The following is a 22,627-nucleotide window of genomic DNA, read 5'->3' as shown; positions in this document are numbered from 1 at the left end:
GGATTAGTTCTCCTCGCTGCCGAAAAGGTCGCCGTCTTCTGCGAAGTCTACCTCGCGGTGAGGATTTGGGATGCTCGGTTCGCGATCAATATCAAAATCAATCTCGCCCGCCTCTGCCGACATGGTGGAAAGCGCATCCGCCAAGGAACGCCGAGGTTGCGGTTGGGCCAGTCGTTGATAGTCTTCAATACTCAAAATAACGTTGGTCGGTGTGCCGCGTTTGGTAATAAAGACGGGTTCTTCCGCGGCAAGGCGCAGAGCGGCACTGGCATTCTGATTAAATTCGCGTGCTGATACTGTAGTCGTCATAGTTTTCTCTCCCCCCAAAGTCCGATTGTAGTAATGTTACTATATTTCAGAATACCGCGAGCAGGTAGGATTTTGCCGAAAAGGTAGGATTTTCCTACCTGCTCGGACCAAAAACCACCTGCTCGCGGAATAGGAGTAATAGGAGGGCGGGTGTGAGAAGATGGAGACATGTTTGAACACACCGTGCCCGCATCCTGGTTCCCCCGCTGCGCAATCTTCGACTGCGACGGGGTTCTTCTCGATTCCGAGACCGCCTGGAACCGCGTGCAGCGCGAACTCTTCAACCGTTGGAATATCCCCTTTAGCGACGACCTCGAAGAGCAGTTAACCGGGCTTTCCGCGTATCAGGTTGCAGAAACGCTCGCCCGTCTCTCATACACCGGCGACCCTAACAACACCCAGGAATACGCCCAGCATCAGCACAATACGCTCACTGAACTTGCGCGCATCGAAGCAGATATTATCAACGCCGGTGTGGACCTCGTACCCGGTGCCCAAGAATTCCTCAGCTACCTGGGCGAGCATATGCCCGTGGCCGTCGCATCCAACTCCACGGCAGGCATTCTCGACACCAAAATGCACACCTACGGGTACGCCCCGCTCGTGCGCACCTGGGTCAGCTGCGACGACGTTCCCCACGGCAAACCCGCACCCGACATCTACCGGGAGGCGGCACGTCGCCTAGGGTTCGCCGGGCCGGATGCGCTCACGATCGAAGACTCACCGGCGGGCGCGCAGGCGGCACGAGACGCCGGAACTAAGGTTCTTGTTTACGTGCCCCACGGTGACTTTGCGGGGGCACCGCGCGGGTTTGGGCACTTCGACACGTTTACCGACCCGCAGCTTTGGCGCACGGCGCGCGACTGGGTGGCACGGCTGGAGGATTCGGCGGTGAAAGCATCCACAACCCTGATGATGGAGAGCTAAAATGACACCTCAGAACTCGGGTAAAGATGCCCGCAACGAGCAGAATTTTGGCGACCAACCTGAGAAGAACTCAGCGCGAAATCGGGCTGAACAGGCTCGCCCGAATCAGCATGAACAAACCTCGCGCGGGCAGTATCAGAGCGGGCAGGGGCGCTACGGTTTGCGCTTTGAGAACATGAGCGCCGAAGAACTCGAATACTACCGCCCGTTCTGGGAAGAAAAACCTGACCCGGATGCGGTTCCCCCAGAACTCATCGACCACCTGAAGGTGCGGGCGCGCCGCCGCCTGGTGAACGCCCTCAGCCTGATTGCCGTGGCGGTCGGGGTAACCCTCACGCTCTCGGGCATGCTCTCAGGTGCCCTGTACCTTTCACTCCCCGGTGCTCTCGCCTTCGGAGCAGGCATCTTCGGCTGGGTCGCGGTGCGCCGTCGCCTCTTCGCCTGGCTGCGCCTGCCCGGGGAGAGCGCGCTCAAACGCGGCGAACGAAGCCGCTGGTGGATACTGCCGCATGTGCTTGCGGCGGCGGGAACCGCATCCATTCTGGGGTGTTTCTCGGTGGTGCCGATTATTTATGCGCATGTGGACGATACGCTTAGGCGCAATCACATCGTCATGTGGGGCGAGATCGGCACGACCCTGCTGATTTTCGCGGCGCTCATCTACGGCATGATGGCGCTCGGCGAATACACGCAGCAGGACGACGACGAACGAGTGCTGCGCCCCACCGACTACGCCCAGCAGAAGGGTACAACCGGCGATGCACCGCAGATTCCGCGGTACCGTCCGGGGATGCTCAACCCGCGTCATAAAGACGATTCCTCGTCGTAGCGGATGCGGTTACGGATGTTGTGATGGGCACGGGCGGGTGGTTTCCTGCCTCAGCCAGTGAGCGACCGGATGCTCGCGTGATTGGACGCCCGCATCACCACCATGCTCCAGCTCAAACATTGCGCGTTCGCTGACGCTCACGACGCAAAACTCGCAACTCGCATGGGATGATGCGGGATGCGCCAACAACATTCCACGGGCCGACAGTTCCCCGTTACCTCTGTGGCATTTTCGAGAAAAACCCGCTCACCCGGCACACGCGAGAAACACAAATAGGAACCAGGCTCGGGCTGCACTATTCATTCATAAGCCCAAACATAACTCAAGGGGTTTCCCACGAAACACGATTGCTTCATGGGAAACCCCTTGAGTGTGCCTAATCCGGCGAATCCTACCGGCGCAGAGCCTTCTTTGCCAGCATATTGCCGATGAGCTGCACGAGCTGCACCAGCACGATAATGACCGCAACCACAGCCCAGGTGATCTGATCCTGGAACCTCTGGTAGCCGTCAACGATAGCGACCTTACCCAGGCCGCCGCCGCCCACATACCCGGCCATGGCCGACATATCGACCACGCCGATCACGATGAAGGTGTAGCCCAGGATCAGCGGTCCGAGCGATTCGGGGATCATCACGGTGAAGAGAATCCGCAGCTTGGAAGCACCCATCGCGCGGGCAGCCTCAATCACGCCAGGGTCGATCGAGACCATGTTCTGCTCCACAATGCGCGCAATAGCGAAGGATGCGCCGAAGGTCATTGCGAAGATCGCCGCGTTTATGCCTAGACGGGTCTGTACTACCGCGCTGGTGAGCGGTCCTAAAGCCGCGATTAGAATAATGAACGGGATAGGCCGCACGATATTCACCAGAACGTTCAGCACCGTGTAAGCAAACCGGTTCTGGAAGATATTTCCGGTGCGCGTGGTGTACAGCAAGGCACCCATGATCAGACCGAGAAGACCGGCAATCACCATCGTTACAGAGACCATGTACAGGGTATCGAAGATGGCGGGAACCAGCTTATCGGGAATAAAGGTATCCCAATTCACCGACCGGGTTGATGCCGCTAACGGCAGAGTAGTCACAAGTGCAGACATTAGCGCACCTCCTGTACGCGGGTTACGGTCTTCAGCTCGGCAACCGCGGCATCAATACTCGTCACATCGCCAAGAAGTTCGAGGGTGAGGGTTCCGTAGGCTTTCCCCTGCAAGGTCTCAATGCCGCCGTGCACAATATTGAAGCGCACGTTCCGCGAGCCCAGGTACGCCAGGATTTTGCCGAGTTCCTGGTTGCCTTCCACGATCTCGACGTTCACCAGGTAGCCCTTGTGGTTATTGCGCAGCGCGGCAGCCGCATCGCCGGTGGGGCTCTGCTTGACGGTGGTCGCCACGAATCGTTGCGCAACCTCGGTCTGCGGATTCGAGAAAACCTCGTAAACGCTTCCGGTTTCGACCACGCGGCCTTCTTCCATGACCGCCACACGATCGGCGATCGAGGAAACAACATCCATTTCGTGGGTAATCACGATGACCGTAATCCCAAGCTCACGATTGACCTCTTTGAGCAGCTCAAGCACCTCATGCGTGGTTTCCGGGTCAAGAGCACTGGTTGCCTCATCCGCCAACAGCAGGGAAGGCTTCGTAGCGAGCGCACGGGCAATACCCACACGCTGTTTCTGCCCACCGGAAAGCTGGCTCGGATAGTATTTCGCGCGGTCTGCCAAGCCCACGAATTCGAGCATTTCCTGCACGCGTTTGGTGCGTTCTCCTTTGCTCCACCCGGCGACCTTGAGCGGGAACTCCACGTTTTGGGCTACGGTGCGCGAGTTCATGAGGTTGAACTGCTGGAAGATCATGCCGATATTGGTACGGACTTTTTGCAGCTCAAGGTCACGTTTACCGGAAATCTCGAAGCCGTCCACGGTCAGGGTGCCGCTGGTGGTGCTCTCCAGCCCGTTGATCAGGCGCACCAGGGTAGATTTACCTGCGCCCGAGTAGCCGATAATCGCGAAGATCTCGCCCTTCTTGACGGTGAGGGAAACGTTTTTGACGGCGGCAACTTCTTTCTTGCCCTTGCCGAAAATTTTGGAGACGTTATCGATCGTGACCATGGGCTCGGCGCCGGTGTCCGCTGCGCCGGGGCTGATGAGGGTGTTAGTACCCTTCGGTGTGGTGGCGCCGGGCTCTGGGTTCTTCGCCCACGGGGCTGCCTGTTCGCTCACTGTACGCTCTCTTTGCTCTCGTGTGTTTTAGGGCTGGGACGGAATACACCGGATGCGCTTGTGCTCGGCGGCGCGCATCCGCATGTATTCACCCCAGGGACGGCAAAGGCGGTAAGCCGGTTTTCGCCTGGTTTTCAGGGAAATTCCGGGTTACCGCATTTACCGTGTGCACTCATGCACGTGTCTGTTTTACTTGCGAAGCGCCGATTCTTCTTTCTGCAGCGCCTGCTTCAGTTCGTCCTGGGAGAGGTTCACCTCAACCGCAGTGTTCTTGGAGTCTTCCTTCACGGCATCCTGCACGGGTTGGGTGTGGAAGATTTCGACGACCTTCTTGTAGGTTTCGTCGTCTACCTTATCCTTCTGCGCCACGAACAGGTTCACGTAGCGGCGGGCGTCGGGGTTATTGGGGTCGTCCTGCGCGAGGGCGTCCGAGGGATTCAGTCCCGCATCCGCCAAGAAGGTGTTATTGATGACGGAGGCGTCCACGGAGTCCAGGGAGACCACGGTCTGCGATGCGTCCACGGGGGTAACCTTGACCTTGGACTTCTCGGTGTCAATATCGTCGTGGGTGGGGCTGTGTACGTCAGACTTGAGGGTTACCAGGTTCTGAGCCTTCAGCAGCAGAATGGCGCGCGCCTCGTTCACGGGGTCGTTCGGGACGGCAATGGTACCGTCCTGGGGAATTTCGTCTACCTTCTTGTGCTTCTGTGAGAAGAGAGCCATGGGGTAAATATTGGTTGAACCGACGATCTGCAGGTCTTTACCCGAGTTCACGTTGTAGCTCGCCAGGTATGCGATGTGCTGGAAGCGGTTCAGGTCGGTATCGCCCGATTCCACGGAGGGGTTGGGCTGGTTGTAGTCGGTAAATTCCTGGTATTCGATGTCGATACCCTGCTTGGCGGCTTCTTCTTTGAGCACGTCGTTAGCTTTCTCGGTGCCGACCACGCCGATGGTGACCTTCTTGTTGTTACCGTTACCGTTCGAGGAGGAACCGCAGGCGGCGAGGCTGAAGACGAGAGGTACAACTGCCAGTGCAGCAACAAATTTCTTCACGGCTATGAAACTTTCTGTTGTTTGGGTTTACGATGCGCCACCACGTGCACGGTTTAACTCCTGTGCGGGTGGTTCCCGGGTTTCCGGGGGTGTTTACCCATTAGAGCATGCCCCCGGCTGTGGGTGGTAGTTATTTGACCCCACCGTGACACACTCCGTCAAGCTCGTCATATTTCTTAACATTTCGGAACATGCGGGGTGTGAGTCAGGACTCGGGCGGGTTCTCAGGCTCGGGTTCCGTGCCCTTCCGGCTCCGCGAGCAGGTGGTTTTTGGTACGAGCAGGTAGGAAAATCCTACCTTGTCGGCAAAATCCTACCTGCTCGCGGGTAGGTTTGATGCCGACAGGGATGCGGCAGTCGCCACAAACCCGCCCCCGATAGCCCAGCCGCCGGGCAGAACCGGAGCATCCGGCATAGTCGGGATGCGCGCCGTGAAGGTGCCGCGCGCATCCTCTCTCCCACGCCCCGCCCCAGATTCGACGTCGCAGGCTACGGAAATATCGCTCACGTCAAATCCGCGAAAACCCAGGGGGTACCAGGTTTTGAGCGCCGCCTCTTTTGCAGAAAACAGCACCTTCGAGTAGACCCCGAAGGCAAACCGCTTTTCTTCGTCGCGCACAATAAGCTCGTGCACGGCGGCAGAGAGCGGCACCGCGGGTTCAACATCGATCCCGACGCCCGCATAGCGGTGTGCCGAGCCAACCGCCGCCGCACGATACCCGGCGCAATGGGTCATGCTCCCCACAACCCCCGCAGGCCAGGCGGGCGAACCATCGGCGCGCGGCACGAACACGGGCTCGGTCGGCGGTTCGGTGAGCTCAGGCTCCCGCAGGTACAACCGCTTGAGCGCCAGTCGGGCGCAGGAACGCGCCGTAGTCGCCTCGCGCACGCGCTTGGGCACGGCACTGGCGAAATACTCCCGTTCAGCATCACGAAGGTGCCCGAAATCGCCGGTGGTCTCTGCCACGCATATATCCGGCGGAAGCAGGCTTCGCATCAGCGATTCGCCCGCGTTCTCGACGGTGCTCATATGCTCAAGCCCCCGCGAATTTTCGGTGCCGCCCGTGTTGTCGGTGCCCTTCATATCGTCAAACGCTGCATTCACGCGGTTCACCGTACCATTACCGCCGCATCCGCTGAGGTATTGTGTCTAATCAAAGGACGGAATTTCGCCCCGCTGCATGGCGTGCACCGCATTGCGGAAATCCTCGGTGAGCACACCGCGGGCGAAGAATTCGTGCTCGGCGTGCATATGTTCCTCAAGCTCCACAACATAGCGCGCGGCCAGCATAGACTTAGCGGCGCACACCGTATGAGAGGCCGAACCGGCAATCTGCTCCGCGAGCTGTTCGGCGCATGCGTTCAACTCACCCGGCTCTGACACCCGATGCACCAGCGAAAGCTCCTGCGCACGCGCGGCACGCAGAACAGGCTGGGTGTATAACAGTTCGGTGGCGGCGCTGAACCCGGCGTAGCGCGGTAAGAACCAGCTCATCCCGCCGTCCGTGGAGGCCCCGATCATGCCGTAGGCAATATTGAGTTTGGTGCGCGGTTCGGCAACACGCAGATCGCATGCGAGCGCTAAGGACATGCCCGCCCCCGCCGCCTGCCCGTTAATGGCGGCGATAAAGGGGATAGGCGCGGCAACAATCCCAAGAATAATGTCTTCGAGCAGGCGCGCGAGGTCGCGGCTGTACGCTAAGGATTCTTCTTTTTCGCGCGACATGCCTTCGGCGAAGTCATCGTAGCTGCCGCCTAGACTAAAATCCTGCCCGGCCCCGGTGAGCACGGCGGCTTTGAGCGTGTCGTCCTCGTGCAGCCGGTTGAGCACCTCGCGCAGCTCGGTCGCCAGGTGGCGGCTGAGAGTGTTGCGGTTTTCGGGCTGATTCAGGGTCACATACGCGATGCTGCCGCGGCGTTCGAGGAGTACGGCGGGGTTATCTGCGGTGTTGTTAGTCATGAAGTACCATCCGAACTGTGGCTGTTGTGGCGGGTTTGCTCTGGCCTTTAACATGAACGGCAACACGAATTTCGGCGAGAGTGGCATCCCCAAAATCTTCGGCGCTCACGATTGATGCACTGCCGCATACCTGCGAGTCCACCGGCACGGCGCTGCGGAACCTGGCGGCACTCACCCCGGCGTTCACAAGCATAGAGGTACCCTCTGCGGGGAGCAGCTGCCCGGCGAAGGTGATGGCGAGGCTCAGCAGATACGCCCCGTGCACGATGGTGCCGCCGAAGGGGGTGTGCGCCGCGCGGTACGGGTCTGTGTGAATCCACTGGGTGTCGCCGGTGAGATCGCCGAAGCGGTTGATGTTCTGCTGGCTGATGCGCATCCAGGGGGTCTCGCCCAGGGGTTCGCCGATGCGCGCGCTCAGGTCGGCGGTGCGTTCCGCGGTCATGATGCGCCTCCGGCGGCGTGATCGGCGGCGGTTTGTACGTCTTCGGGGGTGATAGCGCCGCCTGCGCCGGTCCCGGTGACGGTTTTCAGATCGACCCCGAGGGAGCGGGCGAGCCTGCGCACGGCGGGTGAAACTTTGGCACCCGAACGGGCCTTGCCGCCTTGAGTTTTGGCGGATTTTGGCGGCAGCGCGGTACCGGTGCCGCCTGGTTTGATGGGCATTTTGCCCCTGCCTACCAGGTGTTTGCTCTCTCCTGCGCCGGGTTTGGCGGGGAGCTTATCGGCTGAATCCTTCGCGGGGGTTTCTGCACCAGCCGTGGGCGCCTGGGTCTGCGGGGTGGGGGTGCGCAGCTCAATGAGGGGCGCATCCACGTCGACAACCTGACCGACCGGTTCGAGCAGACGCACTACGACACCTTCAACCGGCGAGGGGATTTCGACCGTGGATTTAGCGGTTTCGACCACCACGAGCACCTGATCCAGCTCAACCTGCTGGCCTTCGCTGATGAGCCACTCGATAATCTCGCCCGAGCGAAGCCCCTCCCCCAAATCCGGCAGGTAAAAGGTGAAGGGGTAGCCGGAAGCGTCGGAACCCTCGGGCGGTAAGGGCTCGGGGCTCGGGGTGGATGAAGCGTGCGGTGTATCAGTCATGCGTGTTTCTCCTAGTCATTCTCGGCGTAGAGGGTTGCGATAGCGCCCAGAATCTTCTCTTCGTTCGGCAAATACAGGTGTTCCAGCCCGGGCGGCGGATAGGGCACGTCCAGACCGGTCACGCGCTCTACGGGGCGTTCTAAGTAGTCGAAACAGCGTGAGGTAATGCGTGCCACCACCTCGGCGCCGAATCCGCCGGTCTGCGGGGCCTCGTGCACCATGACGGCGCGGCCGGTGCGCATCACGCTTTCGCATACGGTGTGTTCGTCGAACGGGGTGAGGGTGCGCAAATCGATCACCTCAACGCTGTACCCGTATTCGGCGGCGGTTTCGGCGGCGGCAAGCGCCATCGGTACCGTCGGCCCGTAGCTGATGAGGGTTACGTCCTCGCCGGGGCGACAAATTCGTGCCTGCCCAATCGGCAGAGGGTTCGCCGAGGTATCAAGGTCACCCTCTTCCCAGTACAGACGCTTGGGTTCGTAGAAAATCACCGGGTCGTCACTGCGAATCGCTTGGCGCAGCATATGGTAGGCATCCGAAGGGTTCGAGGGGGTGTACACGTGCAGCCCGGGAGTATGCGCGGCGTACCCCTCCGAACTGTCGCTGTGATGCTCCACGGCACCCACCCCGCCGCCGTAGGGCATGCGCACCACCACGGGCATGGAGAGATCGCCGCGTGTACGGTTGCGCATTTTCGCCAGGTTGCTCACCATCTGCTCAAAGGCGGGGTACCCGAAGGCGTCAAACTGCATTTCGATCACGGGGCGGAACCCGTACATCGCCATGCCGATCGCGGCCCCCATAATCCCTGCCTCAGAGATGGGGGTGTCGAAGCAGCGTTCCTCGCCAAACCGTTCGGTCAGCCCGTCGGTCACACGGAAAACACCGCCGAGGGTGCCTACGTCCACGCCGAACATCACCACGCGGTCGTTATGCTGCATTTCGTGGCCCAAAGCCAGGTTGAGGGCGCCCACCATTGAGGTTCGCTGCACCGCATCCGAGCGGGATTGGGTCGATTCCGGCGCCTGAGGTGCGGTGTCAGATGCGGTCTTCGCGTCGCGTACCTGAGTATCTGCTGCCTGCTGGCTCATGCGTTTTCTCCATTCTGCGCGGCGTGCTGTTGTGCGTACTCTTCGGCGACGGCGCTCAGGGTTGCCGGCGGGTTCGCATACACGTGGGCGAAAAGGTCCTGCGGATCGGGCATCTGCAGCTGCATCATGCTGGTGCGGGCCTCGGAGGCGATCTTTTCTGCGGCCAGGATTGCGTTTTCGATATGGGTCTTTGCGTTCGGCAGGCGCTGGTACATCTGATGCTGAATGCGGGTGAGCGGGTCACGCCCGCGCCACTGCTCGACTTCTTCGCGGCTGCGGTACCGATCGGGGTTGTCGGAGGTCGTATGCGGTCCCATACGGTAGGTCATCGCCTCAATTAGGGTGGGACCGCCACCGGCACGGGCACGCTCCACGGCTTCGTGCAGCCGAGGATACACCTGCTCAAAATCATTGCCGTCAACCCGGTATGCGGGTATGCCGTACCCTTCTCCCTTCGCGGCGATACTTGCCGCGCGCATCTGCCGGGATACGGGGGTTGAGATAGCGTACCCGTTATTCTGCACGAGGAAGACGACGGGTGCCTCGAAGACGGCAGCGAGGTTAAGCGCCTCATGAAAGTCGCCTTCGCTTGTGGAACCGTCGCCGCACATCGCGAGAGCTACCGTGGAATCACCGGCGAACTTTGCCGCCATCGACAACCCGACCGCGTGGGCGGTATGCGTGGCGAGCGGCGTTGCCTCCGGGGCGGTATGCGTTTTCGTGGGGGCATACCCGCAGTGCGAGGATCCGTGGAAGGGCGAGAGGACTTCGGCAAGGTCGATACCCCGGCTCATGACGGCGACCGAATCGCGGTAGGTGGGGAAAAGCCAGTCGGCGGGTTCTAAGGCGAAGGCGGCGGCAACCTGGCACGCCTCCTGCCCCAGGGATGAGGGGTACGCCCCCATATATCCCTGTTTGGCGAGGTTGCTCGCCTGCTGATTAAAGTGCCTGCCCGCGAGCATGGCGGCGTGGGCGGTGATGAGCAGGTCATCGCTCACACCGTTCTGCACCTGCTGCGGCGGGGATTGTAGTGTGCTGTTGGGCATGTTAACGCCTATCTGTCAGTCCCCTCATAAAAGCTCTTTTTATGAGGGGTGTGGGTGGCATAAGAGTGAAATACGGTGACGGATTCTGGCTGCGCGCAACCGGGATGCGCCCTGACCGCCAGCGCTCAGGCGGTGGTTTTGAACCCGATCACGCCCGCGCCCCAGGTGAATCCCGCCCCGAAGGCGGTCAGCGCCAGCAAGTCTCCCGGTTTCACGTGCCCCTCCTGCTGCCCGACGGCTACGGTAATCGGGATGGAGGCGGCAGAGGTGTTCCCGTACCGGTCGATATATGAGAGCACTTTGGAAGAATCCCAGCGCAGCCGCCGTGCAACCGCCGCCATAATCCTTCCGTTGGCCTGGTGGCAGACCAGCTGGTCGATCCTCTCCGGGTCGATACCGCACGAGTCGAGTACATAGGTGATTTCATCGGACATCGCATCCACCGCCGCCATATAGACCTCGGCACCATCCATCACCACCTGCTGCGTGGAGTCAGAAATATACAGTGCCTGCGCCTGGCTGCCGTCGGAACCGAACGAACACATATAGGGGTATTCGTCCTCGCTCACCTCGGGGGCCGCCTGTACGATAGCGGCGCCGGCACCGTCGGCGAAGAGTACCGCCGTGCCCGCATCCTCGGGGTTAGTCAGGCGTGACATCGCATCGGCACCAATGACGAGCGCCCGGTCGATACTGCCCTGCTCGATTTTTGAGGCGGCGTAGTCGAGGGCGTACAGGAACCCGGAACATGCGGCGTTCAGATCGACCGCGCCCACCTGCGGGGCGCCTAAACCTGCGGCGACGACGGGCGCGAGCCCCGGCGAAACCTGGTCAGCGGTTGTGGTTGCGGCAAGCACAAAGTCGATTTCTTCGGCGCTTATACCGGCATCCGCAAGTGCCTTCTCGCTCGCTTCAAGCGCCAGCTCGGCGAGAGTCTGCTCCTGGCGCAGGTGGTGGCGCTGGCGCACTCCGGTGCGACTGGCAATCCATTCGTCGTCCACGCCGAGCGCGGCGAATTCGCTGTTTGGAATGGGGTCATTGGGCACGGCGGCGCCAACGCCCGAAATTGTCACACTCATGGTGCCTTTCTTGAATTTCTAGATAAAGGTGAATCGGCTGCGTGCCTTAACGGCACCGCCCTGATTCACGGTGATCTCTGTCTGATAGGTGTCGCGGTGTTTCTCGCACCGCAGCAGATTGAGGGTTGGAATCTCGGTGAGTTCCACGAACTCGAAAAATTCGTGGGTTTCTTCCGCCACGCGCAGGTTCGCGGGGTCTTCCCCGGTACGATGCGCGAGCGCCGCCACCGCGAACTGCCGGGCTGCGCTTGCCATCATGAGCCCCGGATAGTGGTCCAGCGGGCGGTCGAAATGCCGTGGCGGTGCTGTGGGCACGATGCGGCATTGGGCTAGTGCGGGGGTTCCCTGCGGGTTCTGAGAGAGCCGTTCCGAGGTTTTCTCCCGCGGCTCTTCCACCTGTTCTTGGGCGGTTTCGGTACCGTGGGTCGTATCGTCATGACGCACGTCTCCGATCAAAACCTGGGATGCGTCGCTCACCCCGCACAGACTCGCGGGGGCAGCCTGCACGTGCCCGTACGGCGTTCCCCACACGCGCACGGCCTTCGGAGGTTCGGCGGATGCGCCACCGGCGGAAGCCGCATCCTGGATTTCTGCGGTGTTCCCGAGTTCACCGCGCAGTTCCTCGAAGGTATCGGCAGTGAGGAAGAGCGCCGCGCCGTCGCTTTCGGCCAGGCAGGTATCGCCCGCCCAGAGGGTGATCGCCCCGCTGATCGCATAGCACGGCTGCCCGCGCCTGCGGCGGATGGTGCTTACGGGAACGTGCAGGCTCAGCTCGATCGGCTCGTCTGCGCCGGTTGTGTCGGGGCCGCGAACGTCGCCGCCCAGAACATGCGGGGTGAACCTCAGCCCGGCACCGCGAAGCACGAAATGGTCGGCGGATTTCACGCCGAGCGCCTCACGCCCGAGCGCCTCGATCCCCTGGCGGTGCAGGTCTTGCAGGTATTCCACATCGGTCACGCTCAGCGTGACCGGCTCCCTCATATCGGGGGCGATGCGCGTATCGTACCGCAGGAACACGCGGTATTCCCCGCCATTCGCCGGGTCTTCGGCGGAGGGTTTTTCCGCTTGCGTGAGATCCGCATCGGCTGCCGTGCTGGGGGCAGGATGGTAGGCGCATCCGAGATACGCCGCGTATCGCGGATCTGCGGATGCACATCCCGCCGTCGGCGGCGCATCCTCGGGAGGCTGCCGGGTACTCATGCGCGTATCGCCAGGGTCACGTTGTGCCCGCCGAACCCCAGGGAGTTTGAGAGCCCCAGCCTTTTGGGCGTGCCGTCGGCCGCGTTGAACGTGCCGGGTGCTAAATCCTGTGGTTCGCCGCTGATGCGCACCCGCCCCAGCCGCTTATCCAGGTTTTTCAGCCCCAGGGTGGGCGGTGCCTGCCCGTGCCGGAGAGCCTGAAGCATGGCGATGGTTTCGACGGCGCCCGCAGCGCCGAAGAGGTGCCCGATCGCCGATTTCGTGGAGGAAACCGGGATGTCCTCAAGAGCCGTGCCGAACACCTGCCGCAGCACGTTCACTTCGGTCGTATCGTTCAGCTCGGTTCCGGTGCCGTGGGCGTTCACATACGACACCTGCTCGGGGGTTGCCCCCGCGGTTTCAAGCGCACGGTTGAGGGCGTAGGCCGCATACTTGCCGTCCGGGTTCGGTGCCGTAATGTGGTGAGCGTCCGAGGAGAGCCCGTACCCTGCGATTTCGCCCAGTATCTCGGCGCCTCGGGCGCGGGCGTTCTCGGCTGATTCGAGCACGAGAATACCTGCCCCCTCCCCCAGGTTGAAGCCGTTGCGCTCCTCATCGAAGGGGGTCGAGTTCCCGTCGGGCGAGATCGCCCCGGCGGCGTTGAAGATAGCGCGGGTGAACCGGGTGGTTCCCGCCTCTGCGCCGCCTACGACGGCTGCATCCGCCTCGCCCAGCAGAATACTGCGCACACCGGCGATAATCGCCTGCGCCCCGGAGGAGCACGCCGTGACGATTGCGGTTGTTTCGCCGTGCAGCCCGTGGCGCATGGAAATATGCGCGGGCGCGGCGTTCGCCATCATCATGGGCACGGTCAGCGGCGAGACTTCTTCGGCGCCCTCGGTGTGCATCACCAAATGCTGCGTTTCGAGGGTGTCCAGCCCGCCGATAGCGGTACCGATATAGCAGGTGATGCGCCGCGCATCGCACGGCAGCCCGCCGCCCCAGCCCGCCTGGGCGATAGCCTCATCGGCCGCCGCCACGGCAAGCTGGGTGTACCGGTCCATGCGGCGCATCTCGCGGCGACTGAGCGGGTTCTTCACGTCAAAGTCGAGGCATCGCCCAACCTTGCCGCCCAGCCCGTTCTCGTTTTCGTCGTTCAGCCCGCTCAGGCCCGCCACGGCACGCGTATGCAGCGTCTCGGCACCAACACCCAGCGGGGTGACGGCACCGATTCCCGTGATGACTACTCTCGTACTCACTTCTCCTGTGCCTTTTCACGAATAACATCTACGGCATCCTGCAGGGTGGCGGCGTTTTCAAAATCCTTGGGCTTGACGGGAATCATCAGCTGCTTCTTGACCGCCTGGGTGAGCTCAACAACGTCTAGGGAGTCGAGCCCCATCGAATCGATTTTGGCGTCGAGCTTGACGGTGCTGGCGGGCACGCCCATGTCGATCACCTGCTGGGTCACGAACTCTTCCAGGGATGCGGTGTTAACGGGGGTCTCAGTCATGGTTCTCTCCTCATGGATTATCTGGTGTTTTCTGTGGTTGGTTATCTTGTGTTCACGGCGGGTACCCGTGAACTCATCCGGCAAACGGCGGGGTTACTTGGGGCGAGCGCGAACCTAGTTCAGCGAAAACGCCTGAGCGCTCAGCCCACCATCTACCGCAATGCTCTGCCCGGTAATGTAGTCGGCGCGGTCGCTGGCGAGGAACGCCACGCACTCGGCAATATCGCGTGCCTGCGCGGGGCGAGCCATCGGCACGGCGCGCTGCACCGACTGGGTGAAGGTTTCAACCTCTTCGGTCATGGAGGTTTCAACGAGTCCGGGGCATACCGCGTTCACGGTCACCCCGCGTCGCGCCACCTCGATAGCCATCGCGCGGGTTATTCCCAAAATTCCGCTTTTCGCGGCGGAATAGCTGCCGGTTCCGGCGATTGTCCTCCCGGCGAGAATCGAGGAAATATTGATGATTCGCCCAAAACGTGCGCGAATCATCGGCCCCAACGCCCGCCGAGAGGTACGAAAAACCGAGCTTAAGTTTGTCGAAATCGCCGCATCCCATTCGTGGTCGCTGAGCCCCGCAACCAGCCCGTCGGAACGAATTCCGGCGTTATTGACTAGCACGGTGACCTGCCCTAACGAGTCTTCGAGTGCATCAAAGGCGTCATCAACTGAGGTGGTGCTGGTGACGTCAATTTTGATGGGCATCGCTGACACGCCGCACTCGCGGATGCGCCCGGCAACCTCTTCGGCGCGCTCGATTCCGGTGGCGTAGCCGACGGCTATATTCCATCCGTCCTGCGCCAGTCTGAGCGCGATTTGTGCGCCAATATCTCCCGACGCTCCGGTGACGAGGGCGCATCCTGGGCGCTTCTGGTGTGTCATCTGACTCCTTAGGTTTGGTTCTTATGCGGCGGCGGGTTCACGGCGTATCATATGCCGTGGTACTTCGCCGCGCGGTGCTCAATAGCGTTACGTGGGATGCGTGAATGCGTGTTTCGCCCGTGTTTTAGGCGAAGGCGGCCTGCCCGGCGTCTGCGGGGGTGGGGTACTCGGAGTTGAGAACACCGATCTGGCGCAGCAGGCCGAGTTCATCGCGCCCGCCCCAGTGCTCGATTGCCTTGCCGTCTTCAACACGGAATAGGTGCAGGTGGTGAATCTCGAAGGGCTTACCGGTGGCGGGAATACCCATGAACTCGCCGGTATGAACGCCGCTGAACTTGATCACCATGGTGTAGTGCTGACCGTCCGCGCTTGCCACGATCTTCTGGGGCTTCCACGATGCATCGGAGAACGCCTGGTTCATGTATTTCGCGGTTGCCAGGTACCCTTCGGGGCCGCCGCCAACGCCTTCGCTCGCCTCATGATCGACGAAGTCGGGGTGAATGTACTTGCGGGCGGTTTCGATATCCATGTTCGTGAAAATCTCAGCCACGCCGAGGGCAACGGTGCGCAGGTCTTCGGGCATCTGCGCCATCATGTCTTCGATAATATTTCCCCACTTACCCATGGGTTTTCCTTTCGTTGGGTGACCTTCCGGTCACGGGGTTTAAACTGTTTCCTCTGCCGGTGAGAGCAGGGGGTGCAGCTGTTTCACGCACTCTTCGGTTGTGGTGAATTCGATGGCATCCCACCCGGCTGCACGGGCGCCTTCGCAGTTACGCGCAAGGTCGTCAATGAGGATGCACTGCGCCGGGTTCACCCCGGCAAGTTCTGCGGCGTACTCGTAGATACCGCGCTGTGGTTTGCGGTAACCGACCTCGAAGGAGAGCACAATATCGTCGAAAAGGTCGGGTTCGTTGAGCATGGCGCGCCAGTGGTTATCCCAGGCGGGCACCATATTTGAGATCAGCCCTACCTTCACACCGTGCGCCTTGATCTCGTGCAGGTACGCCACCCAGGATGCGTTGGGCTCGCGGTCGCGGAACCAGTCGTCGGCGAGGGTGTCGAGCTGGAATGCCCCGCCTACCTGTTCGGAAATTTCACTCAGCCACTCTTTTTCGCTCATCAGGGGCGTATCGACGAGTTCCAACGGGTCGGTGAGGTTGTGGTTGCGGGCGACCGCCTCAAATCCCGCGCGCAGCTGGGACTCGGTGAGCCCGTATTTCTGGCAGAAGACGCGCATCGTGTGGCTGACCGGCGGGGTGAGTACTCCGCCGAAGTCCGTCCACATATATTTCGTGGTGTTGTAGTCGGGCGACATAAAGGTCCTTGTCATCTAGCTTTTGAGCGCGAAATCCGCGATCTGCCGGTTATCTTGTTCAACCACGAATTCCCCGGGTGCTGTTGCACGGATCTGCACGGGTGAATCGAGTTCTGCGAACGCCAGGAAGTTCCCGCGTATTGAGGAAATTTCGGGAGCCTGCTCGCTATCCGGGCGGGTTGCCAGGTAGAGCTGCCGTGCCGCCTCGGTCAGAATCTGCATGGTGATGTGGTCGTAGGCGTGGTCAAAAAGTGCCTTATTCGCCACGTTCGGGGTCACCTGCGCACTCGGGGCTTCGGCAGTGTTCAGCTGCGAGATCACCACGTTGAGGGGGTTGCGCCTGCCCACACGCTCGGGGGCGATAGGATCCTGCACGTCTGTGAAGGTCAGCTCGTGCAGGTTCGCGGTCGTGGGCGGTGGGGTGCCGCGGTATTCGCTGCGCAGCGCCTGCAATTGGTTTTTGGTGAGGATGCGCCCGCCGCTGAAGTGCTCGGCGATCACCCGGTTGCCCATAATGAGCTGCTGGTAGCACCGACCGGAGCGCGGGGCGCCACGCCGAATGGAGGTCCAGTCGAAGTAGTTGCGAATCAGCAGGTTGGTATCTTCGGGGTTTAGCGCGGCGATTTCATGCGGATAAATCGTGAGCCCAAACTCGTTGGAGATCAGGGTGTTTCCGGCATCTACACCGACTTCGTGGGCACTGGCGATTGTCGCCTGCCGCGCAATTTCGAGCAGCAGGAGCGCATCGGGGGTTCCTTCGGCATCGTTGTAGATGCTGTCGTGAAAGAAGCTGTGCGATGAGGGCAGCTGCGCCGCCACGAGCACATGCTGCGCGCTCTGCTGGCGAATATCTGTGAGGAAAACTTCGGAAACCGCTGCACGGTGTACCTTATGGCGATCGACGGTACGGTCATAGTGCAGATTTTCTATATCCGGGTCTATCGTGATAGTTTCGTCGAGCTCTGGTGCCGACTCGTATATGAGGGTCATATGCCCTCCTCCTTTGGCTGTGGTTGGTGTATGTTGCACGTGGTTACGGGGTCCCGTGGGGCTTACCGCGTGCGGGTGAGTAAGCTCCTTGGGTGTGCGTTATCGGTGTTGTTATGCCCTGCCGCTGGATACGGGTAATATGGTGAAGATTCTCAATATCAAAAAGATATAAGTACGGTCACTGTGGTGCGAAGGTGTGATGATCCCTTGATATTCCTGCGGATTCACGATGGATGCGGGCTGCGAAAGACCGAAAGCGCAGCGTTTGTCTATCCCGGCATATACCTGAAGGTGCACCGCTGCCCGTGAGGTTGGGTCAGCGAGGATCTGAGTGTCGGAAGGCTTCGAGTGCTCAGGCAGCGCACCGCATCGTGCGTTATCTGGCGTCTGTTATGAATTCTGCTGATTTCGTCGGTGTTCATAGCGTTCATTCCTTTTTCATCCCTACCGTGTGGGTAGGAGATACCATCGGAACGTTTCGGAAGTTTGAGTTAGGTTCTGATGGTTGTCTGTGGTTGGTTGAAAAATATGTGCAGCTGGCCTAAGGCAGCTTAGCTACGGGTTCTGGTTCTGGCGCAGCCGCTCGTTCGCCGGCGGGTTCGCCAGTTTTGGGAAGCACGGTGAAGACGGTAACAGCGCCCAAAAGGCCGACTGCCGCACCTACCCAGCACGCAGCGGCTACGCCTCGGGGCGATTGTGCCGTTGCGGTGGCGATTCCGATACTTCCCATCAGTGCGATACCCAGGGCGCCGCCGAGCTGCATAGCAACATCGGCAACCGCCGAGCCCGCGCCGGTTTGTTTCTTGGGGGTCGATTCAATGATCGAGTTCACGGAGGCCGGGGCGCCAAAACCCACGCCCAGACCGAACGTGAAGAGCGCTACCACAACCTGCCCGCTCTTGGGCGAGGGGCTGATAGCCAGAAGCACCATGCCGAGGGCGACCATGAGAGGGCCGGTAGCCGAGACGGGACCCAGCCCAAACTTTTCGACGAGTTTGGGCGAGATCGGTGCCACGAGAACCGCCGAACACATGGCGAGCATATGCAGACCGGACGTAAAAGGGTCAAGCCCTAGGACGAACTGCAAATGCTGAGTCATGATGAACAGCCCGCCGAAGACCCCAAAAAATACCGAAGAGATCGTCAGCAGCGGCCCGCCGAACCGGCGGTTGCGAAAGACCTCATGGCTAAGCATAGGCGATGCGCTGCGGCGCTCCCATACGATGAAGATGAGGCTCAGCACCACACCCGCAATCAGCAGGGTCAGCGTCAAGCTTGAGGTCCAGCCTGCTTCCGGGGCGGCGATAATGCCGTACACCAGCAGGGCGGGTCCGAAAATCGAGAGGATCAACCCGAAGAAGTCCAGGCGGGAAGAGTGCTTTTTTGAGGATTCCGGGGCGAGCATCAGGCATGCCAGGAATGCCACGGCAATAATAGGCACGTTGACCAGGAAAATTGATCCCCACGAAAAACTTTTGAGCAGCAGTCCGCCCACAATGGGACCGAGCGGAATACCCAGCGAGGACATTCCTACCCAAATTCCGAGAGCTTTAGCACGTTCATGGTCTGGAAAAATATCACGAATAAGTGCTAGGGTCGAAGGCATAATAAATGCTGATCCGAGACCCATAATTACTCGTGAAAAAATAAGTACTTCTGCATTAATAGAGAAAGCCGCCAGTATTGAACCAAGCAGCAAAATAAACATACCGGCTAGAAAACTTAGTTTATGTCCGATTCTGTCGGCAAGACCGCCAAAGAAAAGCAGCGGTGCGGCAAATGCAAGTGAATAGGCTGCAACAACCCATTGCAATTGCTCACCCGTTGCATGCAGTCCAGTCTCCATAGACGGTATAGCGACCGCAACAATGAGCGAATCCAGCCCGGTCACAACCAGCGCTAGGCACATAAACCCGAGGATGGCCCAGCGCTTGGGGTGGGGTGTAGTCACGCTCATTTTTGGTCCTTGAAGTGGTTGGAAGACATAGCTATATGTAACAGTGATGTCTCAAGTATACAGTTCAAATTTGGTCTGTCAATCGTTTATTTTCTCTATTTACATGTCAATTATTTATATATATTTATTACCGCCCAAGAAACAAAATTAGTGTCGCTGTAAATTATTAAAAGAATTGAGAGAGTGAAGGTTTAGTTTTTATATTTTCCTTGTAAATACTTTCATCAAAATTCCCCGGTAATTATCGCATAAACCTACCGCGTTGTGTTGAGCGCATAGCATAATCCCATCTCGGTCATCACGGCATGACCGTCGTTTCGGGCGAAAGCTAGTGAATCTTGAGAAGCCCATTGTGTGGGATGCCTTACGCCCCAAAATTTTCGGTGTGTCCGTCTGCTATGCACTACGAAGCGGGGGAGAACCAGACCGAAGTCTGTTTCTCCCCCGCTAGAATCTATGGGCTCATAGTGAGTGTTTCTGGAACCTCGTAGTCTTGTAGAGCGTATCCGTTAGACCAGATCACGCACTACCTATTCTCTGAGTAGCCAGTCAGGGTCTCCACCGATTCGGAAGCTTTAGAGCTTTTCCTGAAGAACCCGTCATGGTAGAAAACCCCGACATCGTACCGCACTGAATCTTATGCTTGGGGAAGCGAAGAAAGATACATAGCCCTTTCCTCCTCCCTGCGCTTGTACAGCCCCTGGATGAATTCTCCGCCAGCGTGCGAGTATTGCAGCATAGCATCCGCGGCAGCCTGATAATTTCCCTGGTTCGTGAGTTCGAGAACATCACTCGACTTAAAGGTACCCGCGCCCAGGTTGAAGGTGAATGACACGAGCGCATCGTATTGCTTCTGAGTAATTTCACGAGTAACAGCAGAATTCACAACGGCTTCGGTAGGCTTCAAATCTGCACGAAGGATCTTTTCCCCTTCTTCTTCGGTGATATGCTGCCCCTCATGAATGGGGTATTCCTCAATACTGGGCGCATAGATCGAATGCCCGTAACCAATCGTGAGAACACCCGCCACATCGTAGTAGGCGTCGCTCCTGAACCCTTCCTTCTCTTTCAAGAAGGCAATTCCGTCAGGTGATATCTGATGCATTGGTATCAACTCCTCTGAAGAATAATTACGATTTCATTAAGAGGTTCCGGTCCCCACCGTAACTAAGGATTCAGAGCCATGCAAGAGGTATGACAGACGGCTTTCTGCCGTGACGCTCGAACTCGCAGTTGTGCCAGAGTGTGTTTTTAATCAAACTCCCCGCTGGCGATTAACTGTTCACGTACCTTACGGCGCAGAATCTTGCCGAGCATCGACCGGGGCAGATCGTCCACCGCCACAATCTTGCGCGGCACCTTATAACGGGTCACGCGCGCATAGCAGTGCTCGCGCAGCGCATGTTCATCAACCGCGTGCCCTTCGGCGGGAATCACGGCGGCGACCACCATCTCTCCCCCGCTGGCCTGCGGGATGCCCACGACCGCCGCATCCGCCACGGAATCGTGCTGTTTCAGGGCGGTTTCCACTTCGGTGGGTGAGACGTTGAACCCGCCGGTGATGATGACTTCCTTAATACGGTCCACGATTTGAATGAAGTAGTCTTCGTCCAGGCGCACAATATCGCCGGTGCGCAGCCAGCCGTCAGCCGTAATGGTTTTCTGCGTGTCTTCCTCACGTTTCCAGTACCCGGCGAAACACTGCGGGCCGTGAACCCACAGCTCGCCCTCTTCGCCAAGCGGCACATCTTGAAGAGTTTCGGGGTCTACCACGCGAATATCGGTTGAGGGGAAGGGAATGCCGATTGACCCGGCGCGGCGCGTATCGTTGAGCGGATTGCATGAGACGAGCGGCGCGCACTCGGTCAGCCCGTACCCCTCAACCATGTACCCGCCGGATGCGTCCTCCCACTCTGCCACCAGCTCGGGCGGCAGGTTCATGGCGCCCGAAACCGCATAGCGAACGCCCTGCAGCGAGATACCCTGCTCTTTGGCGACGTCCATCAGGCGGCGGTAGACCGGCGGTACTGCGGGCAGAATCGTGGGGCGGGTCTTCTTCATCGCCTTAGTAATCAGACCCATATCGACGGTTGGGAAGAGCACCAGCCGGGCGCGGCACAGCGCCGCAATCGTTACGCCCAAGGTCATGCCGTAGGCGTGGAAGAGCGGCAGCACCGAGTAGATACTTTCGTCGTTGCCGGGCTGAATCCAGGCTTCGCCCATGCGCCCGTTCGATTCGAGGTTGCGGTGGGTGAGCATCACGCCCTTGGGCAGTCCGGTGGTGCCGGAGGTGTACTGCAAGAGCGCTACATCGTGAGCGGTGGGCCGTTTAAAGTCGGGGTCGATCGGCGGGCTCTTGAGCAGATGCGCCCAGCTTGTGGTTCCGGGAGCGGCTCCTTCGAGTTTTTCTCGTGAACTGCGTGCCTTTTTGACCGGCAGTTTGAGTGCTGCACGGGTGAGAGCGGGCATCGCTTTGATAAGGTTCACGGCGTAAATATGCGCCGGTCTGATGTCTGCGGGCAGACCCGTAATATGCCCGGAAATTTTATCCCACACGATGGCGGCCTTCGCACCGTGGTCCTCGAACATGTGCCGCAGTTCGGCGCCGGTGTAGAGGGGGTTGTGTTCCACGACGATCGCGCCCAGGCGCAGAATCGCATAGAAGGCAATAATATGCTGCGGGCAGTTGGGCAGAATCAGGGCGACCCGATCCCCCGCCTGCACCCCGGCCAGGCGCAGCCCTTCGGCGGCGCGGTCGATCTGACTGCCAAGTTCGGCGTAGGTGGTGGTTGCCCCAAAGAATTCGAGGGCAATCTTGTGGGGAACGTCGCGGACAGCATCGTCAATCAGGTGGCTTAGCGAGGTTTCGGGCAGGTGAACGTCTACGGCGACGCCGGGTGAATAATTTTTGAGCCAGGGGCGATGCGCCAGCGGGTTCTGCCCGGAAGCGGCATCAGGCGTAGTTTGAGCGGGTGCAGGTCTTTGAGATTCCTGCGCGGGGGCTTGGGCATCGTGCGGATGCGAGTCGTGATATTGCGGGTCAGTCATGCTTCGATTGTGCCTGCTGAGGCTGTTTCGCTCAACCCGCGACGCGCTGTGCGCTCCCATTTCACGAGCAGATAGGATTTCGACGAGCAGATAACAATCCGCTATCTTTTCGTCGAAATCCTATCTGCTCGCGG

The 22,627-nt window shown here is 59.8% G+C and carries 23 protein-coding genes; 2 read left to right on the top strand and 21 right to left on the bottom strand.

What is annotated here, in order from left to right:
• Window positions 1–3 precede the first annotated feature (3 nt).
• Window positions 4–309, bottom strand: coding sequence for a type II toxin-antitoxin system Phd/YefM family antitoxin (locus HMPREF2625_RS03685; protein ID WP_070521906.1), 306 nt, complete (start codon window positions 307–309; stop codon window positions 4–6).
• Window positions 310–477: 168 nt separating this feature from the next.
• Here HMPREF2625_RS03685 and HMPREF2625_RS03680 point away from each other — a divergent pair, with 168 nt between their 5' ends.
• Window positions 478–1,236, top strand: coding sequence for an HAD family hydrolase (locus HMPREF2625_RS03680; RefSeq protein WP_070521903.1), 759 nt, complete (start codon window positions 478–480; stop codon window positions 1,234–1,236).
• A gap of 1 nt (window position 1,237) precedes the next feature.
• On the top strand, window positions 1,238–2,065 hold the full coding sequence (locus tag HMPREF2625_RS03675; protein WP_070521900.1) for a DUF1109 domain-containing protein: 828 nt from the start codon (window positions 1,238–1,240) through the stop codon (window positions 2,063–2,065).
• A gap of 391 nt (window positions 2,066–2,456) precedes the next feature.
• Here the strand turns inward: HMPREF2625_RS03675 and HMPREF2625_RS03670 are convergent, their stop codons facing one another.
• The 20 genes from HMPREF2625_RS03670 to HMPREF2625_RS03575 all read right to left on the bottom strand — a co-directional run bounded on the left by HMPREF2625_RS03670 (window position 2,457) and on the right by HMPREF2625_RS03575 (window position 22,493).
• Entirely contained in the window at window positions 2,457–3,164 is a 708-nt protein-coding gene (locus HMPREF2625_RS03670) for a methionine ABC transporter permease (RefSeq protein ID WP_013397874.1), read from the bottom strand.
• Window positions 3,164–4,288: a methionine ABC transporter ATP-binding protein gene (locus HMPREF2625_RS03665; protein WP_070521897.1), complete on the bottom strand. Its 1,125-nt coding sequence runs from the start codon at window positions 4,286–4,288 to the stop codon at window positions 3,164–3,166. The genes HMPREF2625_RS03670 and HMPREF2625_RS03665 overlap by 1 nt, the downstream gene beginning before the upstream one ends.
• Window positions 4,289–4,477: 189 nt before the next feature.
• Complete coding sequence (locus tag HMPREF2625_RS03660; protein ID WP_004005611.1) at window positions 4,478–5,341, bottom strand: MetQ/NlpA family ABC transporter substrate-binding protein; 864 nt, start codon at window positions 5,339–5,341, stop codon at window positions 4,478–4,480.
• Window positions 5,342–5,654: 313 nt separating this feature from the next.
• Window positions 5,655–6,446, bottom strand: a complete 792-nt coding sequence (locus HMPREF2625_RS03655) for a 4'-phosphopantetheinyl transferase family protein (protein WP_141745410.1) — start codon at window positions 6,444–6,446, stop codon at window positions 5,655–5,657.
• A 45-nt stretch (window positions 6,447–6,491) separates the two neighbouring features.
• Window positions 6,492–7,301 carry an enoyl-CoA hydratase/isomerase family protein gene (locus HMPREF2625_RS03650; protein WP_070521894.1) on the bottom strand — a complete coding sequence of 270 codons (810 nt, stop codon included), beginning with the start codon at window positions 7,299–7,301 and terminating at the stop codon, window positions 6,492–6,494.
• A complete protein-coding gene (locus tag HMPREF2625_RS03645) occupies window positions 7,294–7,743 on the bottom strand; it encodes a MaoC/PaaZ C-terminal domain-containing protein (RefSeq protein ID WP_070521891.1) in 450 nt (149 codons plus the stop codon). The genes HMPREF2625_RS03650 and HMPREF2625_RS03645 overlap by 8 nt, the downstream gene beginning before the upstream one ends.
• Complete coding sequence (locus HMPREF2625_RS03640) at window positions 7,740–8,393, bottom strand: biotin/lipoyl-containing protein (RefSeq protein WP_070521887.1); 654 nt, start codon at window positions 8,391–8,393, stop codon at window positions 7,740–7,742. Before HMPREF2625_RS03640 ends, HMPREF2625_RS03645 begins: the two co-directional genes overlap by 4 nt.
• An 11-nt stretch (window positions 8,394–8,404) precedes the next feature.
• A complete protein-coding gene (locus HMPREF2625_RS03635; RefSeq protein ID WP_083295604.1) occupies window positions 8,405–9,484 on the bottom strand; it encodes an alpha-ketoacid dehydrogenase subunit beta in 1,080 nt (359 codons plus the stop codon).
• A complete protein-coding gene (locus HMPREF2625_RS03630; protein WP_070521884.1) occupies window positions 9,481–10,530 on the bottom strand; it encodes a thiamine pyrophosphate-dependent enzyme in 1,050 nt (349 codons plus the stop codon). Before HMPREF2625_RS03630 ends, HMPREF2625_RS03635 begins: the two co-directional genes overlap by 4 nt.
• Window positions 10,531–10,655: 125 nt before the next feature.
• Complete coding sequence (locus HMPREF2625_RS03625; RefSeq protein WP_070521881.1) at window positions 10,656–11,609, bottom strand: 3-oxoacyl-ACP synthase III family protein; 954 nt, start codon at window positions 11,607–11,609, stop codon at window positions 10,656–10,658.
• A gap of 18 nt (window positions 11,610–11,627) precedes the next feature.
• Window positions 11,628–12,809: an AfsA-related hotdog domain-containing protein gene (locus HMPREF2625_RS03620; protein ID WP_070521878.1), complete on the bottom strand. Its 1,182-nt coding sequence runs from the start codon at window positions 12,807–12,809 to the stop codon at window positions 11,628–11,630.
• Window positions 12,806–14,047 carry a beta-ketoacyl-[acyl-carrier-protein] synthase family protein gene (locus HMPREF2625_RS03615; RefSeq protein ID WP_070521875.1) on the bottom strand — a complete coding sequence of 414 codons (1,242 nt, stop codon included), beginning with the start codon at window positions 14,045–14,047 and terminating at the stop codon, window positions 12,806–12,808. The genes HMPREF2625_RS03620 and HMPREF2625_RS03615 overlap by 4 nt, the downstream gene beginning before the upstream one ends.
• Window positions 14,044–14,301 (bottom strand): acyl carrier protein, encoded by a 258-nt coding sequence (locus tag HMPREF2625_RS03610; RefSeq protein ID WP_048754942.1) that lies wholly within the window; start codon window positions 14,299–14,301, stop codon window positions 14,044–14,046. The genes HMPREF2625_RS03615 and HMPREF2625_RS03610 overlap by 4 nt, the downstream gene beginning before the upstream one ends.
• Window positions 14,302–14,415: 114 nt before the next feature.
• Complete coding sequence (locus HMPREF2625_RS03605; RefSeq protein WP_070521872.1) at window positions 14,416–15,180, bottom strand: SDR family oxidoreductase; 765 nt, start codon at window positions 15,178–15,180, stop codon at window positions 14,416–14,418.
• Between the two features lie 124 nt (window positions 15,181–15,304).
• Window positions 15,305–15,805 (bottom strand): ester cyclase, encoded by a 501-nt coding sequence (locus HMPREF2625_RS03600; protein ID WP_048751785.1) that lies wholly within the window; start codon window positions 15,803–15,805, stop codon window positions 15,305–15,307.
• A 39-nt stretch (window positions 15,806–15,844) separates the two neighbouring features.
• Window positions 15,845–16,498, bottom strand: a complete 654-nt coding sequence (locus tag HMPREF2625_RS03595) for an HAD family hydrolase (protein WP_246826630.1) — start codon at window positions 16,496–16,498, stop codon at window positions 15,845–15,847.
• A 15-nt stretch (window positions 16,499–16,513) separates the two neighbouring features.
• Window positions 16,514–17,488: an AfsA-related hotdog domain-containing protein gene (locus HMPREF2625_RS03590; RefSeq protein ID WP_070521866.1), complete on the bottom strand. Its 975-nt coding sequence runs from the start codon at window positions 17,486–17,488 to the stop codon at window positions 16,514–16,516.
• Window positions 17,489–18,029: 541 nt separating this feature from the next.
• Entirely contained in the window at window positions 18,030–19,445 is a 1,416-nt protein-coding gene (locus HMPREF2625_RS03585; RefSeq protein ID WP_070521863.1) for an MFS transporter, read from the bottom strand.
• A 637-nt stretch (window positions 19,446–20,082) separates the two neighbouring features.
• Window positions 20,083–20,550, bottom strand: coding sequence for a lysozyme (locus HMPREF2625_RS03580; RefSeq protein WP_070521860.1), 468 nt, complete (start codon window positions 20,548–20,550; stop codon window positions 20,083–20,085).
• Between the two features lie 146 nt (window positions 20,551–20,696).
• Window positions 20,697–22,493, bottom strand: coding sequence for a long-chain-fatty-acid--CoA ligase (locus HMPREF2625_RS03575; protein WP_083295603.1), 1,797 nt, complete (start codon window positions 22,491–22,493; stop codon window positions 20,697–20,699).
• Between the last annotated feature and the right edge of the window lie 134 nt (window positions 22,494–22,627).

Origin of the sequence: Rothia sp. HMSC064D08 (genome assembly GCF_001809525.1) — a bacterium.
Classification (GTDB): Bacteria; Actinomycetota; Actinomycetes; order Actinomycetales; family Micrococcaceae; genus Rothia; species Rothia dentocariosa.
Note: the sequence above shows the minus strand (reverse complement) of the source record. Positions and strands in the feature narration are given on the sequence as shown.

Excerpts from the sequence above, each read along its gene's own strand:
- HMPREF2625_RS03650 (WP_070521894.1), bottom strand. The coding sequence starts at position 7,301 with ATGACTAACAACACCGCAGATAACCCCGCCGTACTCCTCGAACGCCGC.
- HMPREF2625_RS03630 (WP_070521884.1), bottom strand. The coding sequence starts at position 10,530 with ATGCCCAACAGCACACTACAATCCCCGCCGCAGCAGGTGCAGAACGGT.
- HMPREF2625_RS03640 (WP_070521887.1), bottom strand. The coding sequence starts at position 8,393 with ATGACTGATACACCGCACGCTTCATCCACCCCGAGCCCCGAGCCCTTA.
- HMPREF2625_RS03595 (WP_246826630.1), bottom strand. The coding sequence starts at position 16,498 with ATGTCGCCCGACTACAACACCACGAAATATATGTGGACGGACTTCGGC.
- HMPREF2625_RS03605 (WP_070521872.1), bottom strand. The coding sequence starts at position 15,180 with ATGACACACCAGAAGCGCCCAGGATGCGCCCTCGTCACCGGAGCGTCG.
- HMPREF2625_RS03585 (WP_070521863.1), bottom strand. The coding sequence starts at position 19,445 with ATGAGCGTGACTACACCCCACCCCAAGCGCTGGGCCATCCTCGGGTTT.
- HMPREF2625_RS03610 (WP_048754942.1), bottom strand. The coding sequence starts at position 14,301 with ATGACTGAGACCCCCGTTAACACCGCATCCCTGGAAGAGTTCGTGACC.
- HMPREF2625_RS03600 (WP_048751785.1), bottom strand. The coding sequence starts at position 15,805 with ATGGGTAAGTGGGGAAATATTATCGAAGACATGATGGCGCAGATGCCC.
- HMPREF2625_RS03580 (WP_070521860.1), bottom strand. The coding sequence starts at position 20,550 with ATGCATCAGATATCACCTGACGGAATTGCCTTCTTGAAAGAGAAGGAA.
- HMPREF2625_RS03670 (WP_013397874.1), bottom strand. The coding sequence starts at position 3,164 with ATGTCTGCACTTGTGACTACTCTGCCGTTAGCGGCATCAACCCGGTCG.
- HMPREF2625_RS03590 (WP_070521866.1), bottom strand. The coding sequence starts at position 17,488 with ATGACCCTCATATACGAGTCGGCACCAGAGCTCGACGAAACTATCACG.
- HMPREF2625_RS03675 (WP_070521900.1), top strand. The coding sequence starts at position 1,238 with ATGACACCTCAGAACTCGGGTAAAGATGCCCGCAACGAGCAGAATTTT.
- HMPREF2625_RS03625 (WP_070521881.1), bottom strand. The coding sequence starts at position 11,609 with ATGAGTGTGACAATTTCGGGCGTTGGCGCCGCCGTGCCCAATGACCCC.
- HMPREF2625_RS03575 (WP_083295603.1), bottom strand. The coding sequence starts at position 22,493 with ATGACTGACCCGCAATATCACGACTCGCATCCGCACGATGCCCAAGCC.
- HMPREF2625_RS03635 (WP_083295604.1), bottom strand. The coding sequence starts at position 9,484 with ATGAGCCAGCAGGCAGCAGATACTCAGGTACGCGACGCGAAGACCGCA.
- HMPREF2625_RS03620 (WP_070521878.1), bottom strand. The coding sequence starts at position 12,809 with ATGAGTACCCGGCAGCCTCCCGAGGATGCGCCGCCGACGGCGGGATGT.
- HMPREF2625_RS03685 (WP_070521906.1), bottom strand. The coding sequence starts at position 309 with ATGACGACTACAGTATCAGCACGCGAATTTAATCAGAATGCCAGTGCC.
- HMPREF2625_RS03680 (WP_070521903.1), top strand. The coding sequence starts at position 478 with ATGTTTGAACACACCGTGCCCGCATCCTGGTTCCCCCGCTGCGCAATC.
- HMPREF2625_RS03645 (WP_070521891.1), bottom strand. The coding sequence starts at position 7,743 with ATGACCGCGGAACGCACCGCCGACCTGAGCGCGCGCATCGGCGAACCC.